General features: G+C 64.9%; 24 protein-coding genes. 15 read left to right on the top strand and 9 right to left on the bottom strand.

The genetic code is table 11. From position 1 onward, the window contains the following. Nucleotides 1–18: 18 nt before the first annotated feature. Nucleotides 19–627: a prepilin peptidase gene (locus tag ACPW96_RS18255; protein ID WP_425884743.1), complete on the top strand. Its 609-nt coding sequence runs from the start codon at nucleotides 19–21 to the stop codon at nucleotides 625–627. A gap of 254 nt (nucleotides 628–881) precedes the next feature. Here ACPW96_RS18255 and ACPW96_RS18250 read toward each other — a convergent pair whose 3' ends face one another. Continuing rightward, entirely contained in the window at nucleotides 882–953 is a 72-nt protein-coding gene (locus ACPW96_RS18250) for a DUF4113 domain-containing protein (protein WP_425884874.1), read from the bottom strand. Between ACPW96_RS18250 and ACPW96_RS18245 the strand changes: the two genes are divergently transcribed. The 4 genes from ACPW96_RS18245 (at nucleotide 940) to ACPW96_RS18230 (ending at nucleotide 2,728) form a co-directional block, all read left to right on the top strand. Further along, nucleotides 940–1,314 carry a glutaredoxin family protein gene (locus tag ACPW96_RS18245; protein WP_425884741.1) on the top strand — a complete coding sequence of 125 codons (375 nt, stop codon included), beginning with the start codon at nucleotides 940–942 and terminating at the stop codon, nucleotides 1,312–1,314. The genes ACPW96_RS18250 and ACPW96_RS18245 overlap by 14 nt on opposite strands. A 226-nt stretch (nucleotides 1,315–1,540) precedes the next feature. Beyond that, nucleotides 1,541–1,690, top strand: a complete 150-nt coding sequence (locus tag ACPW96_RS18240) for a hypothetical protein (protein ID WP_425884739.1) — start codon at nucleotides 1,541–1,543, stop codon at nucleotides 1,688–1,690. 124 nt (nucleotides 1,691–1,814) lie between these two features. Then, the gene (locus ACPW96_RS18235) at nucleotides 1,815–2,207 is read left to right on the top strand and encodes a hypothetical protein (protein ID WP_425884737.1); all 393 of its coding nucleotides are present in this window, start codon (nucleotides 1,815–1,817) and stop codon (nucleotides 2,205–2,207) included. A gap of 314 nt (nucleotides 2,208–2,521) precedes the next feature. After that, nucleotides 2,522–2,728, top strand: a complete 207-nt coding sequence (locus ACPW96_RS18230) for a DUF2188 domain-containing protein (RefSeq protein ID WP_425884735.1) — start codon at nucleotides 2,522–2,524, stop codon at nucleotides 2,726–2,728. A gap of 143 nt (nucleotides 2,729–2,871) precedes the next feature. On the opposite strand, the gene ACPW96_RS18225 is transcribed toward ACPW96_RS18230, so the two are convergent. Both ACPW96_RS18225 and ACPW96_RS18220 read right to left on the bottom strand, forming a co-directional pair. Next, nucleotides 2,872–3,186 (bottom strand): hypothetical protein, encoded by a 315-nt coding sequence (locus ACPW96_RS18225; protein ID WP_425884733.1) that lies wholly within the window; start codon nucleotides 3,184–3,186, stop codon nucleotides 2,872–2,874. A 41-nt stretch (nucleotides 3,187–3,227) separates the two neighbouring features. Then, nucleotides 3,228–3,470: a hypothetical protein gene (locus ACPW96_RS18220; RefSeq protein ID WP_425884731.1), complete on the bottom strand. Its 243-nt coding sequence runs from the start codon at nucleotides 3,468–3,470 to the stop codon at nucleotides 3,228–3,230. Between the two features lie 305 nt (nucleotides 3,471–3,775). Here ACPW96_RS18220 and ACPW96_RS18215 point away from each other — a divergent pair, with 305 nt between their 5' ends. From ACPW96_RS18215 to ACPW96_RS18200, 4 genes are all read left to right on the top strand, one after another. Beyond that, entirely contained in the window at nucleotides 3,776–4,099 is a 324-nt protein-coding gene (locus tag ACPW96_RS18215; RefSeq protein WP_425884730.1) for a hypothetical protein, read from the top strand. Nucleotides 4,100–4,308: 209 nt separating this feature from the next. Then, complete coding sequence (locus ACPW96_RS18210; RefSeq protein WP_425884729.1) at nucleotides 4,309–4,581, top strand: hypothetical protein; 273 nt, start codon at nucleotides 4,309–4,311, stop codon at nucleotides 4,579–4,581. A gap of 468 nt (nucleotides 4,582–5,049) precedes the next feature. Beyond that, nucleotides 5,050–5,256 carry a three-helix bundle dimerization domain-containing protein gene (locus tag ACPW96_RS18205; protein ID WP_425884728.1) on the top strand — a complete coding sequence of 69 codons (207 nt, stop codon included), beginning with the start codon at nucleotides 5,050–5,052 and terminating at the stop codon, nucleotides 5,254–5,256. A 665-nt stretch (nucleotides 5,257–5,921) separates the two neighbouring features. Further along, nucleotides 5,922–6,194: a hypothetical protein gene (locus tag ACPW96_RS18200; protein ID WP_425884726.1), complete on the top strand. Its 273-nt coding sequence runs from the start codon at nucleotides 5,922–5,924 to the stop codon at nucleotides 6,192–6,194. A 39-nt stretch (nucleotides 6,195–6,233) separates the two neighbouring features. Here the strand turns inward: ACPW96_RS18200 and ACPW96_RS18195 are convergent, their stop codons facing one another. Further along, entirely contained in the window at nucleotides 6,234–6,365 is a 132-nt protein-coding gene (locus tag ACPW96_RS18195; protein WP_425884724.1) for a hypothetical protein, read from the bottom strand. A gap of 204 nt (nucleotides 6,366–6,569) precedes the next feature. Then, complete coding sequence (locus tag ACPW96_RS18190) at nucleotides 6,570–7,046, bottom strand: hypothetical protein (RefSeq protein ID WP_425884723.1); 477 nt, start codon at nucleotides 7,044–7,046, stop codon at nucleotides 6,570–6,572. Between the two features lie 513 nt (nucleotides 7,047–7,559). Between ACPW96_RS18190 and ACPW96_RS18185 the strand changes: the two genes are divergently transcribed. Continuing rightward, on the top strand, nucleotides 7,560–8,264 hold the full coding sequence (locus ACPW96_RS18185) for a hypothetical protein (protein WP_425884721.1): 705 nt from the start codon (nucleotides 7,560–7,562) through the stop codon (nucleotides 8,262–8,264). 108 nt (nucleotides 8,265–8,372) lie between these two features. Continuing rightward, on the top strand, nucleotides 8,373–8,678 hold the full coding sequence (locus tag ACPW96_RS18180; protein ID WP_425884720.1) for a hypothetical protein: 306 nt from the start codon (nucleotides 8,373–8,375) through the stop codon (nucleotides 8,676–8,678). Between the two features lie 557 nt (nucleotides 8,679–9,235). Here the strand turns inward: ACPW96_RS18180 and ACPW96_RS18175 are convergent. The 4 genes from ACPW96_RS18175 to ACPW96_RS18160 all read right to left on the bottom strand — a co-directional run bounded on the left by ACPW96_RS18175 (nucleotide 9,236) and on the right by ACPW96_RS18160 (nucleotide 11,844). Then, entirely contained in the window at nucleotides 9,236–10,480 is a 1,245-nt protein-coding gene (locus tag ACPW96_RS18175; RefSeq protein WP_425884719.1) for a hypothetical protein, read from the bottom strand. Between the two features lie 30 nt (nucleotides 10,481–10,510). Next, a complete protein-coding gene (locus ACPW96_RS18170) occupies nucleotides 10,511–10,645 on the bottom strand; it encodes an excalibur calcium-binding domain-containing protein (protein ID WP_425884717.1) in 135 nt (44 codons plus the stop codon). Nucleotides 10,646–10,767: 122 nt separating this feature from the next. Beyond that, entirely contained in the window at nucleotides 10,768–11,058 is a 291-nt protein-coding gene (locus tag ACPW96_RS18165; RefSeq protein WP_425884715.1) for a hypothetical protein, read from the bottom strand. Nucleotides 11,059–11,094: 36 nt separating this feature from the next. After that, nucleotides 11,095–11,844 (bottom strand): hypothetical protein, encoded by a 750-nt coding sequence (locus ACPW96_RS18160; RefSeq protein WP_425884714.1) that lies wholly within the window; start codon nucleotides 11,842–11,844, stop codon nucleotides 11,095–11,097. Nucleotides 11,845–12,359: 515 nt separating this feature from the next. Between ACPW96_RS18160 and ACPW96_RS18155 the strand changes: the two genes are divergently transcribed. The 4 genes from ACPW96_RS18155 to ACPW96_RS18140 all read left to right on the top strand — a co-directional run bounded on the left by ACPW96_RS18155 (nucleotide 12,360) and on the right by ACPW96_RS18140 (nucleotide 15,383). Next, nucleotides 12,360–12,737: a hypothetical protein gene (locus tag ACPW96_RS18155; protein ID WP_425884712.1), complete on the top strand. Its 378-nt coding sequence runs from the start codon at nucleotides 12,360–12,362 to the stop codon at nucleotides 12,735–12,737. Continuing rightward, nucleotides 12,734–13,123: a hypothetical protein gene (locus ACPW96_RS18150; protein ID WP_425884710.1), complete on the top strand. Its 390-nt coding sequence runs from the start codon at nucleotides 12,734–12,736 to the stop codon at nucleotides 13,121–13,123. Before ACPW96_RS18155 ends, ACPW96_RS18150 begins: the two co-directional genes overlap by 4 nt. A 55-nt stretch (nucleotides 13,124–13,178) precedes the next feature. Beyond that, the gene (locus ACPW96_RS18145) at nucleotides 13,179–14,192 is read left to right on the top strand and encodes a PDDEXK nuclease domain-containing protein (protein ID WP_425884708.1); all 1,014 of its coding nucleotides are present in this window, start codon (nucleotides 13,179–13,181) and stop codon (nucleotides 14,190–14,192) included. Nucleotides 14,193–14,321: 129 nt separating this feature from the next. Further along, nucleotides 14,322–15,383: a hypothetical protein gene (locus ACPW96_RS18140; protein WP_425884707.1), complete on the top strand. Its 1,062-nt coding sequence runs from the start codon at nucleotides 14,322–14,324 to the stop codon at nucleotides 15,381–15,383. The last annotated feature ends 19 nt before the right edge of the window (nucleotides 15,384–15,402 follow it).

The raw sequence follows: 15,402 nt of genomic DNA, 5'->3' as shown, positions 1-15,402 counted from the left end.
ACGTCGTCAAGCACGAACATGGCTGATGCCCTCACCATCATTCCCGAGAACCGTCGGAGCGGCGCTCACCCCGTGCTCGGGTACGTCGGGGCGCTCGTGGCCGGCTTCGCCGCCTCTGTGGCGCTCACAGCGCCGCTGAGCCACAGTTATGCCGTCTGGGTGTGGGAATGGTTCGCGATCGCCGTGTTCGCCGCCTGCGGGCTATTGATGGCCGGACACGACCTGCGCTCCAAACGGCTACCAGACCGACTCACCCTCGGCCTCGCTGCGGTCCTCGCCGGTGGCGTCCTGGCCGTAGCCGTCACCTCGGACGCCGGGTTCCAGGCTGTTGCAGCGATTGCCGGCGGCCTCGGCCTCGCCGTCATCCTCGCGCTCATAGGGCTGGCCGGGCAGATGGGATTCGGTGATGTGAAGCTGGCGCTCAGCGTCGGAATCCTCACCGGTTGGCACACCTGGTATCTGCCGGCAGTCGCGCTGGCGGTGGCGTTCCTGCTCGCGTTTCCTTTTGCCGCGATCGCAGCGGTGCGGCGCGTCCGCAGAGCTCCTATCGGCAACGACATGCCCTTCGGGCCCTACCTTATCGCCGGCGGGCTCGCTGTCGCCGTGGTCGCCCCTCTCGCCAGCTGATCTCGATCGGCGCTCAGCGCCGTGCTGCTGCCGTCCACGAGTGCTGGCGTCACCCGATCGGTGGTCTTCTCGATCCTGGCAAGACCACACGCAGGACATTTGCAGCCGCCGGCGGTGTGATGCATCACGACGGCACAGCACGGGCAGCGCGGCTGCTGTCCTTCCTCGAGCCCGTCAGATCTCATGCGCTGAGCGTAGGCATTTGCATTGACGCCGCGTCGCGGGCTGTGAAGAACGCGGTCCAAGCGAACGGTTCAGCTCGCGTGCACCGTCGCGAGCTCTTCCCAGTGCGTTGTCGCTCGACGGGTGAGCATGCTCCGTTTCATCTGCCACCTCGGTCCAGGTCGAAGCCCGGGCGTACCCGAGCCCCAATGCATCACGCCCGATCTTGCGCTGCACTCGATCCATCAGTTCGTCGATTCGAGACTGGCTGAGCAGATCACGGTGTACACCACCGGCCCGTCCTGTGCCCGGTGCACGCTCACCAAGAACGTGCTGACCCGCAAGGGCGTGGAGTTTGTGGAAGTCGACATCCGTGATAACCCCGCAGCGCGGGCATACGTCGTCGAGGAGCTCGGCTACTCCGATGCACCCGTCGTGGTCGTCTCCGATGAGGACCACTGGAGCGGGTTCCGTCCCGACCACATCGACCGGATCGCAGTAACCGACAGAACAAGTAACCGATAGAAGGAGAGCACCCATGTCCATTCGCACCATTACCGGAAACCTGGCCGCCGACCCCGAGGTCGTGCAGGCAGGCAGCATCTAGATCACCAAGCTGCGGATCATCGAGAACACGGGGGAGTACCGACAGGGTACGTGGCAGGCCCACGACACCCCGACGACCCACTTCATTGAAGCCCGGTTCGAGCTGGGCGGAAACGCGGCCGCATCCCTGCGCAAGGGGGACGCCGTGATCATCACCGGACGCGAGCACACCACCAGCTGGGGGACCGAGGGCAACACGCAGTACGGCCGCGTGATCGACGCGGACAGCATCGGTGCCGACTTGGCCCGCGCCACCGTCACCATCACCCGGAATACCCGGGACGACCGGCAGTAACCATTCGAGGCGCGGCCGGGGCTGGTGGATGCCGTCCCGGCCGTGTCCGTGATCGCAGAGGAGATGAGTGATGACTATCAGTGGGCTGGGGGTTGATGTCGGCGATGCCGCGCATACTGTCGCCATGGGAACTGTGTTCGCGTCCGCGTCGCTTGTCATGACGGTGGCGCTGGGGATCGTGGGCGCTGTCGCGATGCTCTGGGGCGCGGTCACAGCGGGGATGGGGAGTCGAGCGCGGAGGGAAGACGAGACGTACCGCGGTGTGCTGATCCTTGAGTGTGGTTTCCTCGCCCTTTTCGCAGCGACGAGCATGACGGCCATTACGGATGTGCTCAGTGGTGCGATTCCCGTCCTGGAAGGGTGGCTGGGTGAGGAGGGCTTCGCGCAAGTTATGGCGTACGCGACCCTCGTACTCGCGGCTGTGCTGATCCTGACCGGGTTCGTTCTCGTCGTGCGCCTCGTTGCCTGGGGCGTTACGAAGGTTCTCGTTCAGCCGGCGAGCCGGGCCGAAGACTAAGCCCGTCGGACTTGGGGCACTTTTGGCACGCGTCACGATGGGTCATTAGCACTGTCCGGGAGAGCAGTTGCCGTTATCGTGTGGGCAGACCCGCGGCCGCGTTGGTGCCGGTTCCCCCATGCTGAGCACTCGCACCGCGTAGCTGCAGCCGCGGGGCGGCTGGCGGGTTAGGTTCCTCCGAGATCCCTGAATCTTCAGGGGCCCCAGCTCGGCGGAACCGCCTGCTACCTCGGTCACTGCGGGCGATTCAGCGGCGCGGTAGCGTCGGCGCCTGACTGTCGTGGTTGCCGAGGGTCGAAGATTGGAGCCAAATCATGTCAGTGCACAGGGCGACGATCCTGCCGCTGGGTTCGCGGTGGGCGGTTCTGGCGGGCTTCAGTCAGACCCTGACCGAGTACGGGACCGAAGCCGAGGCCATCAACGCGGCACGGTTCGCGCTCTCGGCAATCGGAGGTGGAGAACTCCTCGTGAAAGACCGCACAGGCGCCATCCTCTACAGCGAGGTCTTCCCGCCACCCTAAGGATGCCTCACCGCGTCGTGCCATGCAGTCCGGTCTCGAAAATTCTCCCAGCTGAGCATCCCGGCTCGAGCACGAACGCCATGCGGCACTATCAGAGTGATATCTCTCTGCACACACCCCGCCCGCTCGGGGCGTGGTTCGGGCTAGAACTGTCTGCCCGATACCCAAGTGGCTTGCTGGGACGGGTTGTTGACGTTGTGGGTTTGTCCGCTTAGCTTGCGCTGTGCGTTGAGTTGTCCGCTGTAGTGCCCCCGCGCCCCAACCCATTGGATGTCGAAATCCACTGACGAGTCTGTCACTGTCCCCTTCGTGATGTAGCCAGCCCTGAGGCCGTCGCCGGACCCGACGAACGCTCCGCCGACGAGCCGATTTCCGTTGAGCACTTCGACGTCCTGTAGGACCACCACCGCACCGTTGCTCTGACGGATCTCGGTGCGCCCGAAGATGTTCAGCGCCATGATTCGTCTCCTTCTCGTGTTGGATCGTTTCGCAGACGCATCTACGGGGCCGGCCGGGACTTCATGCGCGCCTCTCGCATGGTCCGCTGCTCGAGGAACCCGACGAACGCGAGCGCGAGCGAGGCGAGTACCAGCAGGGCCCAGCCGACGATGTTGGACCAGTCGCCGGCGAACGCGGCGGGGGAGAGCTCGACGGTCACCGCGCCGACGAACAGCGCGAGTCCGAACCACACCATCCCGTTGGAGACGGCTGCTGTCCGGGCGATCCGGTCCCGCTTTCCCATGTCCCCAACCTGTCACCGTGGAAGCGGACTGTCTACCGGGTCAGGACCGAAGGTCGGTCTCGTACGCGCGTGGGGCCGTTCGCGAAGGATCACGGCGTCGATGGGCAGCTCGCCCCACTCTTTACGCTCGGGTACGCGGAACCGTCCGAGCAGGGTCGGATTCATCGCACGAAGAACTGGATGAGGGCTACCTGGAGCCACGCTGACCGGGGCGAGCCTCGAGCTCCGGGGGAGGTGACTCGTACGGCGGTGCAGGCGTCTGGGCTGAATGCGGGTGGCTGCTCACCCATGGATATGCTCCGGGGATGGGCAGATTCATCTACGCCGGCGCCGCCACGACCGCGGTCGATATTGAGGACCGGACCCTCGCGCACCTGCGCGTCGTGGTGATGAATAAGCTGCGCCGCAACGAGTCGTTCATGTTCGACGTGGACATCCGTGATGGCAGCGGGCGGCGCAGCTACTGGCTCAGCCCGGGTGTGGCTGTGCAGTTTCACTTCTTCGGCAGCCGCAACGCACAGATCAACCGGAGCTGGGTGGAGGTATTGATGTCCGAAGCCAGCTCACCTCACGGACTGACGATCGTGCCCGAACCAGAGGACACGCAGAGGATCCCTCTCCAAGGTTGAGGGCGCGCCCAGAGGGCGACCCTCGGCGGGGTGACTACTTTCCCGAGCTACCCCATAGACCGTGGCCCGAGCCGGTCACGGTGTTCTGTAAGGCGTGGGGATTGCACCCGGCGCCGCTAGCACGGCTGGAAGGGTGAGACAACCCTTTGAGCGCGCTGGTCCGGGCGTTTTAGCGTTGTGCCCCATCCTGGCCCGGTCAGGAGGATGCCATGGTCATGTACGCACACGTTGTCATTGACGAGCACATGTACGTCATCCCGCACGGCCAAGTGTTGGTGGAGCTGACTCGTCGACTCCTGGCCGCTGTCCGCAACGGTGGCGAGTTCGTTCCCGTCCCCGCACCCGGCACCGGTGCCGAGGTCCTGGTCGCGCCCGGCACCAGCATCCGCATCGAGCACATCGAGGTCGAGGATCACAGCTCGGAAACGTCTCCCGAGCCGCAGCCGTATGACACCAGCGAGGACTACGAGTGGTGGCTGTGAAGCGTAGGATCGCACTTTTGCCCAGGCGGGCCGCCGCTGGGGGTCCCTGCGGGGAGTGCGCGAAGAACTCAGGCCGCGCCGACGGTCCCTCGCATCGGGTGTGCTGACTGAGTCCGCCTCGCGGTGGGATCTCGCGGTCCCACCTGCGTGCCCACTCCCACCGCCCGGATGTTGGCTCCGGTTCGAGGAGGGAAAGACTGGTCGCGACACCCGCGATGGGCTGGGTCGTGTTCGATACGCGGTCGCGAGATGATGCCGAGTCCTATCGGTCTCGCGGAGGACATGTCAAGGCGTGATGGTGTCCGCATCACCGGATGCTCCGCGGACGCCGACACATCCGCGCTCAACCCGGGAACGGGGCGCGTCCACGCCCGCGCCGGTGATCGGTCTTGGGTTAGCACCGCTCGGGCGGACCACCGCGGCGATAAAGCGGTTGTCTGCCCGACAGTTCACGGAAGGAGGAAGATCATGGACTCTTCCGCTAGGGGCAGGGAGATCGCTGCCATCATCGAGCGGCTCGAGAAGCAGTTCCCCGACGTTGCACCGCCGGAGGTGGAGGCGGTCACGTTGGAGGCGCATGACGCGTTCAACGATCACCCGATCAAAACTTTTGTGCCTGTGCTCGTAGAGCGGCACGCCCGGGAGCGCCTAAAGGGACGTTCAGCCGAGCGATGACATCAGCCACCGGACGGGAGCGGGCATCCAGAGGAGCGCCCAGATCCGTGCGGTTCTCCGGGCGGGCCGCTACGTCACGTGCGGGCGGCGCCGCCGGGGGGCGGCCAGTCTGGGGGAGGGGGCTGCCTCCCGGCGGCACCTTGCTTCGAGAGTGACCCATGCATCGCCTGGGGTGAGCGATCACGCATGAGCGGAAGGCCCGAAGTGCGTTGAATCTATGCCTGCCGCCGGGGTCTTGTCGGGGGGATCGACTAGCGCTCTGGCTCGTGGTAGTCGTGAGCGGACTCTCATCCGGGGAAGGAGCGTTCCCGTCGGTGCGTCGGTAACGTACCGAGGGTGGTTCCTCCCGAGAACGGCCTCCTCTGGGGATTGGCGTTCCCGGGAGGAACCTGAACCCTTGCCGACCCGGCGATCAGATCGCGCGGGTATGCAGTCCAAAGGGACAGGCACCGACGCGGCGGCGGGTCTACCCGGAACAGTACCGCTCCAAAATGCCAGGTACGCGACCGTTTCGTTACGAGCCGATGGCACTCTTCGGCCCCCCGTTCGGTCGACCCGCCCGCAGCACTGCCGTCGCCACCGTTGGTGTTCCTTCCTTGACAGCGTGGTGTCCGGGGCGGAAGCTGAACACCCGACCGCGATGATGCGGGCGCGGGAAGGCCACCATGAGTGCGGGGACTTTTGAGGTCGTCATCACGGGCACGTTGAGCGAGGCGTTCGTCGCCGTGTTCGAGGGGTTCACCGTCGACACCACCTCCCGAGGGGTCACCCGCCTGGTCGGTTGGGTTCCTGATGGGGCACGTCTGCACGGAGCACTGGAGATGCTTCGGGACTTCGGCATCGAGGTGGTGTCGGTGACACGGATCAGCACTCCGCACGACGTCCTCGTCCGCCCGCCCACGCGAGGAAACCGTTACAACAGAAGTGTCCCGGTCTGATCCACTGATCCTCAACGAGCCCCGTCGCTCCTGGGCCGTTCAGGGCTGCTTCATCACCTCCGCAATGTCGCCGCCCTGCTCGCGCATCAGACGTTCGAGCGGCACGGACTGGCCGCCAGCGATGACGACGTCGTGCTCCTGAAGGACGCCACGGATCGAGCCCTTACCCAAGGAATCGCCATCGCTTCACGACCGCCACAGCGATGCAGGGCAGCCGGTTGTCGATGGCGTCGAGTTCCGCTCCTGTCATGGCGATGACATCCGGGTACGGGCGGTGTTCGAACGAGCTGTCGATCCGTCCCGAAGCCCCGCATCAAGCCCACCAGCGCACCGGCTCGACTCTCGCCGGGAATCCCCTGAGTTTGCGGGACGCGTTCAGCCGCTTCCGGCTGCATGGGTAACCACATTGAGCAGGTCTTCGATTCCGCTGCCTTCGTCCCCCAGGAGCGAGTCGAGGTACGCGATCGCGTAGTCGATGGCGGGGGAGTCCACGCCGGCCGCTTGCCGTTCAGCGAACGCCCGAACCTTCTCAAGCCGGTGCCGGAGGATCGCCGGGAGATCGGTTTGGAGGGGACCGAGAAGCTCCGCCCGACCCTCACGGGTCAGGTGATGCGGTTGCACACCGAAGTAGTCGGCGAGGGCCTGCCGGACCGATGGGTCGGTAACCAGGCGTTGCCCGTTCATGATGTAGTTCCAACGCGATCGCGAAAGCTTGACGTCGTGCAGGTGCCGGCTCACCTCCGCGAAGCCGATGCGGGTCCCGTCTCGCACCCACGCAGCGTCAATCAGTAGCCGCAAAGCGGACGCCAAGTAGTCCTGCTCTGTCAGCAGAACGGGAGCGTCACTCGTCATGGAGCTATCCTCCACGCCTGAAAGTCCCGCCGACCTGTCGGCAGCGGCCTAGTCCGCGTCATCAACGCGCCTCATCTCGCTGTCGCAGCGGCCACCGCTGAGCAGGTGGAGGTAGGCGTCGAACGCTGCCGGCTGCTCTTCGGCTGGGTGCCGTGCTCGCGAGAGTATCGGTCAAACGATGGCGGATCGGGCTCCGCGGCAGCATCCATGAGATCCCCCTCCCGGTCACCCGGCATGCCTCAGCGCGGCTGTTCAGGGAGGTAGCCGGCCATCGGCCGCTGGACGCGCCGCTGCGCGGCACTGTCTCTTCTTTCCAAGGGTCGAGCCGGAAACTTCGAGCCTACGTCAGCTCCCACGGCTCCGTTCCCTCCGGTCGCTCTTTGCAGACTCCGCCCTCCGCTGCGCTCCGGGCTGCGCTTATCAACCGCTCCCTGCGGGCAATGCGCCGCCTCCGCTGACACCGGCACTGCGTGTCCGGCCCGACGCCGGGAAAACGGTGAAGGGGAGAGGGCGATGACCGAGAGCATTACAGCCGAGCAGCAAGCCACCGAGTTTTTCACGCGGCACCGGTCGAGGACGGAGATTCAGGCGCTGAAGAAGGAGCGCTACTCTCCTGAACTTCTCCAGGTCACGCGGGAGGCTACCGGGTACAAGTACAACGCGCTTGTAATTCAGCGACGCAGGCGGTCGCAGGAGGACCAGCGGGCCGCGTTCGCCCGCGCCATGGCTTCACCTTTGATCGACGACGCGGCCCGGTCGATGCTCCCCGCCCCGCGCTTCAACGGCCGCAGCAAACGAGCCGACTACTGGCAGGGACACGAGCGAGCCGCCCGCAGGTTTTTTGGTCGCGTTGACGGCGAGAACCTCTACGCCAGTGAGGAGGCAGGCCGACAGGGATGGCGCGACCGGGTCAGCGCGCGGCGTATCGAAGCCGCCGCGGTGGCCATCCTGCACCATTGGGCGACCGCGCCGATTGACCCGATCACGACCGCGGAGTACCGGGCGATTACCACGAAGCACCCCGCGACCATCCGCGCGATCGCGAAGGAGCAGAAAGACCGGGACCACCGCTACACCGGTAGGCGCATCCAGCCAGTCGGCGGAATGACGCTGGGCCGGGCCTACGAAATCGCCCAGGCGGCGCTCGAGGCGATCCAAAACGGCACCGCCCCGCCCCGCATCAGCCCACCCCGCGGTGACGGGCGCTGCCCGCCGTGAGGGGGAGGAATCCCCCTTACCCCCCTCCACAAGCGCGACTTTCGGGGGAGTTCTCCACAACTGTGCCGAGGCTGAACAAACGCCGGCGACCGAGAGCAGGATCGCCGCATGGCCAGATTTGAGCAACTTGTCATCTCCGACCAGCGCGACCGATGGGGCATCCCTCGCGCCACCGAGACGATCATCGTCAACCTCGACACCATCAGCACCGTCACCGACCGGACCGTCGACACCACGTATCAATCGTTCTTCTCCGCCGACTGCCACGGGGGCATCTACGCAGCCGTCGGGGTGACCGTGCAGAACGGCGATACTCACACACTTCTGCTCGGCCAGTTTGATCAGGTCGACGAGGCCGACGCCGAGGTCGACCGCTTCACCACCTGGCTCACCGGAAGACCGCTTCTCGCCTGACGAACCGTGCAGTCTCGAGTCGTCTTGATTGATGGGGCGCGGCTCGTCGGGCTCATGATCAAGTACTACGTCGGCGTGCAGAGGCGCCGCACCTATACGGCGGTGGAAGTAGACGCTGACTTTTTCGACTGACGACTTGCAGATCGACCTCGGTACCCGTGGGGGAGTGGGCGACGCGCCGGACACTGTGGGATCGACTCAAACGACCCACCCCGTGCCGGCTGGTGGAGCGACATCGAAGGAGGGGAGCACCTGCGAATCAGGTTTTGGTCTCGACGCGGATCCTGACGTAGTTCCGGACCGCTCGGACGGCATTGGGAGCGTTCGCGCAGCCCAGGGCGAGGGCAATCTCATCCCACCGGCGCCCCGAATTCGCATCGCCCAGGCGTCGTGCACCCGCTGCATCGCGGGGCCGTTCCGGCCTCGGGCTCTTGTCATTGGCTTGTCGGCTGGCATGCCTGGAGAGTACGCCCACGTGCGCGTGAACGACCACTGGCGTCTTGGCCGCAGATGCGTCTCCATCCCAGTCAACCCCACAACGCCGGACTGCTTACCCCTCAAAGTCTCGCCGGCGTTGCGGATCCAGGAGGATCGATCTCGGGATGTCCGATGAGTGAACACCTCGGGGCCTGAATGAATGCCAGCAGAGCCGCGCGGGCAAGGTTGGAGAGAAGTACAACCCGCATCGTTGGGGCGCTCGCCCAATCCGCCATCGCCAGGGGGGAGAGTCCTGGACCATTGTGCGTCGGATGGGATCTGGCGTCATAGACCGCCTCCAAGAGCTCCCGCCGCTGGCGTGGCACTCCGCCCTTGGGAACGAAGTCGAATGCGCCCGGTGTGTATTCATGAACGAGGACTGCATCGACTGCGTCGGGGCAGAGCTCCGCGAGCGATGAGGTGAATCTCTTCGTGACCTTGTCCCGTCCCCAAGGAGGGCGTGGCGCGATGAGCGCCTCGATGCTACTCACCAAGAGCATGACGGCGACGTCCGGGGTCCGCTGAGAAAGAGCCGCGTGGTAAGCGAGAACGGAACCACGCGCGCGAAGCAGGGCGTCCGCGCCGCCGACGCTGAGCAGGTAACCGAAGATGTCCAGAGTCAACCCATTCCGCGCAAGGTTCAGTATCGACACATCATCCCGACGCCTCAGAGCCGTTCGCGCCTCGTCTTCATCTTCACCGAATAGGGGCGCATGGAACTCGACTGCGCGGCCCGTTGCTACGGCGCACACTGCTGCCGCTGTCTCGGTCACGGCCGCGGCGAACCTCGCCGTGAAATCGCTCTCGATTGGGCCGTCGGCGAAAATCGTCATCGTCACAACACTGACGGGTGCAGGTTGGAAGCCGCCTGGCAAGGCCCCTCGGAGCAGCCCCTTCGGGAAGTCCAGGAGGACGCCACGACCGAGTCGGCGCGCTCCCTCGATGTGTATCTGGCGCTCGAAGAATCGCAGGAACTGCGGAGGGTCGGCGAGGTCAAGCGCTCGAACCGTTAGCTCGGTCACGTAGACGACGGTAGAGCCGAGGTCGCGAGCGGCGACCTTCGCAATCGCGTCCAAGATGATGCGTTCGGCAATGTCCCCGGCGACCTGGCTCGTGCTTTCGAGCTCGACGGAGATCCCGCTCCGGACGACAACGAAGTGCGCTCCGCCGGCATCGCCGTAGGTATATCGCTGACCCCCAAGCAGAGGAGCTGCACCATACTGCGTGAAGCGGAGTTCTTCTGAGGCGAGCCGGACGACCCACGCGTCGAAGAGAGAGGCTGCGGCGTCGAGCGGGAGGTCGTCACCGGTGCTCAGTTCGTGCATGACTCTCCTTCGCGTTCCGCCGCACTGAGGTCACTTCTCCCAGACCACACCGTCGCCGACGCGGTCCTGATACCAGGCATACTCCGGGTCAACGCCGGAGGAGTAAGGGCCGTAGCTTGCATCGTTCGCCTCACCGCACGTGCCGAACTGCGGGTCGGTAACCACGGGCGCCGGTGCTCATAGCCCGAAGGTAGCGGACGTGCTACCACACGGGGGGTGATAGACCGATGTCGGGCGGTGGCATCTGCCCGTTCGGGCCGTCAAGCCGGTCGGATGGCACGAGACGATCAAGAGGCCGAGGCGTCCCGGCGGGTAACGGCGTTCCGCCAGACGATCGTGTTTCGCTCGCCTCGGTCGGTGTCCCACGCGACGATGCACACGCGATCATTCATCCCGGTCACCCACGCGGGCAGCCGCTCAGCGGCCTTGTGCGGCCACGAGATCCAGGCCCACACCGCGGCGCGTGTGTTCAGCCACTGGAGCGGTTCGGGGTCATAGGCGTCTTTGGGCAGCGTGCACGGTGCCACGTTGTCGAGGACGACCGGCAGCTTCTCGTCGGTGACGAGCGTCGTTCCCATCCGGTCGGGTTCCTTCCTCCGGCCGAGGTGTTGATTCTACGCGGAGCCACCGACGACCAGATCGGGGAACATGGCGACGTCCCACACCCATCGAAGACCCGCCTCGTACTGCCCGGTAAACAGGAGTCGCGAATCCGAGCGGGACTTTAGCGCCCACGTCCGATATGCCGCCTCGCGATGCGCGTTGTGGAGCGCCCGGAGGTCAGCGCTTATCGGCTTCACCCCCGCGATGATAAGCACGATCGTGTCGTCCGAGAGGGGGATTGCACCGAGGATGCTCTCGTCTGCGCGGACTCCAACCGGGTGCTCTAGCTCGACCATCACGATGTCAACCTTCACGCTGTAACCCGGGGCCGAAGCGGAGAGCCACACGACCTCATCCGGCCGTGGAACGCCTCCAGGCGACGCCCCGATCAGATCGTCGGTATGGATCGTTAGAGCGTGGGTGATGCCGTGCTCGTCCGGTTCGGGCCGCTGCCACTGATCGACGATCCGTTCAGCCCCCGTCTGTTTCACGATCCCTTCAAGGTGCGCCAGCCGCCAGTCGCCACTGGCATGAAACGACCACTTGCTGACGACGTCGTTACGGACCGTCAGGTAGAGGTCGCGCTTCAACGCATTGGCCCACACCCGCCAGACCAGCCCATGAGCGTCCGGGGCACCAACCGCGAAACGCACTGTGCCGCGATGGGCGAACTCGATGCGCTGCTCCGAGCCGCCGTCTGGGACGAAGCTCATCCATCTCTGCTCCGGCGTGTTTCCACCGGGAAGCGCCTCTTTGCCCATGGCCCGAACCTAACGGACTTGCCTACCGCCTCTGCAGTGATAGGCGGATCTGGGGAGCTGACAGCTGTCCGTTGGGGCCGAGAGGCCCGATCTCCGGATCGGGTGGGGTAGTGGGTACGCGCGCCTATCACTAACTGAGTGCTAGCTACTAGCTAGATTCCACCTCACGTTCCTGGGTCGCAGATGGGGTAGTGCCGGGATGCCGGGCCCGGAATCTGCCCGGTCGGCGGGGTAATCGGGGGCGCGGCCAAACGTTGGGCGGGCGTCGATTGGGCGCCGCTCGACTGACTCTTAATAAGTGGGTTATGGGTCTAACACCCAACCTTCTGTTCCGCAGTCCAGAGTCGTACATCTTCGATGTCTTCCGTGCCGGACTCCTGGCATCTGCACCAGGCGCACGCTTGAGCTCCGTGCGCCCGTGAGTTACGAGCGCTGCCACCCCGTCGCGACGCTGAGACTGACGTCCAACTAATTGACTAGTTGACTACTAACTAAGTACCGCCTAGGGTCGGCGTGTGAGCATTCCCAAGGACATCCCTGTGGTCCGAATCAAGATCGCCGCCGAGCAGCCAGCTCGCCGGGACAACGACCCCCGATCGAGGATCGGCTGGCGCGAAGGTCTCGACCAGAGAACGGTGTGGGATCGCGGCCGGGAGGCCTGGAAGCTGAAGGCGGACAAGGTGCTCAGCTGCGAGCTGGCTCTCATTGCCCACGCGGGCATCATCAGGGCGGTCGGAGAAATCCACGGCGTCAGCAAGCTTGGCGATCGCCTCATCATCGAAGGAGATGTGATCGAGGACCATCCCCTCGTGGGTCGCCCTGACCCATTGCACAACACATCGCAGAACCCCATCACCTACGGCACCGTCCACGTGCCCGTGCTTGAGAAGTGAACGCGGACCCGAAGATGGCAATCAACGAAGAACACCGCCAGGCCCAGATCGCGACCGAACTGTCCGAGTTGACGCGGACGATGGCGCACTCGACGCGGACGGTGCCCGTGCCGTCTGACTCGTACGACATCCTCGGAGATCTCGCGGCTTCCGTCGGCCATCTCGAGCAAGTGTGCCGGCAGCTCAGCAGCTGGCATGTGCACGTGGTCGACGGTGTTCACTACCAGGGCGAAGACGACCGCGGCGATGGGGCCACAGAAACCGTCACCGCCGCTGCTGCGTTGGCACGCGCGGCCGCAGCACTGGGCGAAGCATCCGCAGCTCTTGGGACGGCTCACTCCGCAAACGGAGTGGTCCGGTGGTTTGAAGTGCCACGTCGATCATGACGCCGAGCCAAGGCTTAGCCGTGCCAGTGCAGCCTCAGCGGAGAGGAACGGGCTCGTGACCGAGCTGGCGCTTCCGGGCGATTACGCGAGCGTCCTCATCGGGCTCACGGAGCGTGTTCGTGAGTCGCGATACCGCGCCCAACGGCAGGTCAATACCGAGTTGATCGAGCTGAACTGGCACATCGGTCAGGTGCTCGCGGAGCGCACCGACGATGCCCAGTGGGGTGCCAAGATCATCCAGCGGCTCTCCGCGGACCTGGGCGCCGAGTTCCCCGACTCCCGTGGATTCTCGCCCCGCAACCTGACCTACATGCGCTCGTTCGCCCGCGCCTGGCCAGGACCTTCCGAGATCGCGCAACAGCCTGTTGCGCAATTGCCGTGGGGGCACATCACCGTGCTCCTGGACAAGCTCGCCGACCCGGAACTGCGGGATTGGTACGCCGGCCAAACCGTGACGCACGGATGGACCCGTGCCACGCTCGAGCACCACATCAAGACGAGGGCGCACCTGCGGTTCGGTGGCGCGCCGACGAACTTCGATCGCATTCTGGAGCCGGGGGCGTCCGATCTCGCGCAGCAGATCACGAAGGACCCTTACGTCTTCGACTTCCTCCGCATCGAGCCGGGCCATGCGGAGCGGGAACTCGAGCAGGCGCTGGTAGAACGCATCATCGAAACCCTCGGAGAGTTGGGCAGCGGATTCAGCTTCGTCGGCCGGCAGGTCCCGTTCGACGTCGACGGCGACGAGTTCTTCGTCGACCTGCTGTTCTTCCACATCGAACAGCTCCGCTACGTCGTCGTGGAGCTGAAGGTCGGCAAGTTCAAGCCCGAGTACGCGGGCCAGCTCGGCTTCTACGTGGAACTTGTCGAGGACCGGCTCCGTCGACCCGCGCACGGGGCGACCGTCGGCCTCCTGCTGTGCACAGATAAGAATGACCGGGTGGTGCGGTACGCCCTCGCAAGCAGCAGCCAGCCCATCGCAATAGCCAGCTACGACCTCCTCCCCGCAGCCGAACGGGCAGTGCTTCCCTCAGAGGCCGACCTCTCACGGGCGCTCGGGAGCCCCTAACCAATGGCGCAACAGCCGTTGCGCTATTGCCCTGGAAGGCGACTCGAAGTGGACGGGCGTTGGATCGCTTCCGCAGGAGCATGATGCGGGTGTCAGCCTCCGGTCCACGCGACTGCGTAGAGTGCAATTGTGGGGTTCGTGGGCCGAGCGACGAAACTTCTGCTCGGCGTAATGCTCATCGGCTTCATCGCTCTCGTCTCTGAGCCGGTCGGCGCCGATCACGAGCCGGTCAAAACCGAACCAACCAGGGCACCTCGAACGGCGAGCCGCGCTCTTTTCAGTGTTCTTGCCGCGCTATTGCTCACCGCGGGACTAGCGGCGGCTGGATACTTCTTGTGGACGGAGTACGAGCGGTCGGAGCCACCGCTCACTGAGCGTCCCGACATTGGCGCTATCAACGTGTACTTCGATACGCCCGGCGTAGACGCCGCGCTTGAGGTGGCTGTCAACTCGAACCCTTACAACTCTGAATCGCTCGACGTCGCGTCGGACAACATCGACGTGAGCTTGGTCGTGCGAGGAGAAGCTGCGCAGCAAGTCCGCTTCACGCTGGTCTTGTCCGGCTCCGCCTACCCACAGACCCTCTACCCGGCCGGTATCCCGCGAGAACTCGAAGCAGGCTGCTTCCGGGGTTCGGTCCACGGAATCGACATCGAGTGCCAAGGTTTGCTCGCGGATCCTTCCGGAATGGCCCCACCAGGAAAGGACACTGTTCCCGTCTATGTGATCACTGGCGTTACGTCGCCAGCCTTCAAAGACGGTCCGCAGTCCGCCCGTGTCACGCTTGAGGGTGAAGGCGAGACGGTCGTAGAAACCGCCGAGCAGAGAATTTTCCAGCTACCGGAGGTCGGGACGAGGTTCATACCGCTCGAGTTTCGAGAGGCCACGTCGTTCGACCTTGCATCTGGAGCGCGCGTATTCGTTCCTGTTCAACTGACATCCGTCATGACGTACGACACGCTGGAATCGACCGAAGTCGTCGAGGGTGTTCAGCCCGAGCCACTTTCGCGGGCGCCGCTTACCTGGGTGAGCTCGGCGAACCAAGCCCCGTCCGGCACGGTTATCGACCTCCGCGAGGAGCGTAGCCGCGACCGCAACGTGTTCGTTCTGGGTGTTCTAGCTGGAGTCATCGGTGGGCTTGTGCCTGCGGCGTTACTGCTTTGGTCTCGCGTCTTCTTGCCTGCAAAGTGAACCCACATTGAGTGGAGCA

The sequence above is a fragment of the Micromonospora sp. DT81.3 genome, from assembly GCF_049847225.1.
GTDB lineage: Bacteria > Actinomycetota > Actinomycetes > Actinomycetales > Microbacteriaceae > Microbacterium.
Note: the sequence above shows the minus strand (reverse complement) of the source record. Positions and strands in the feature narration are given on the sequence as shown.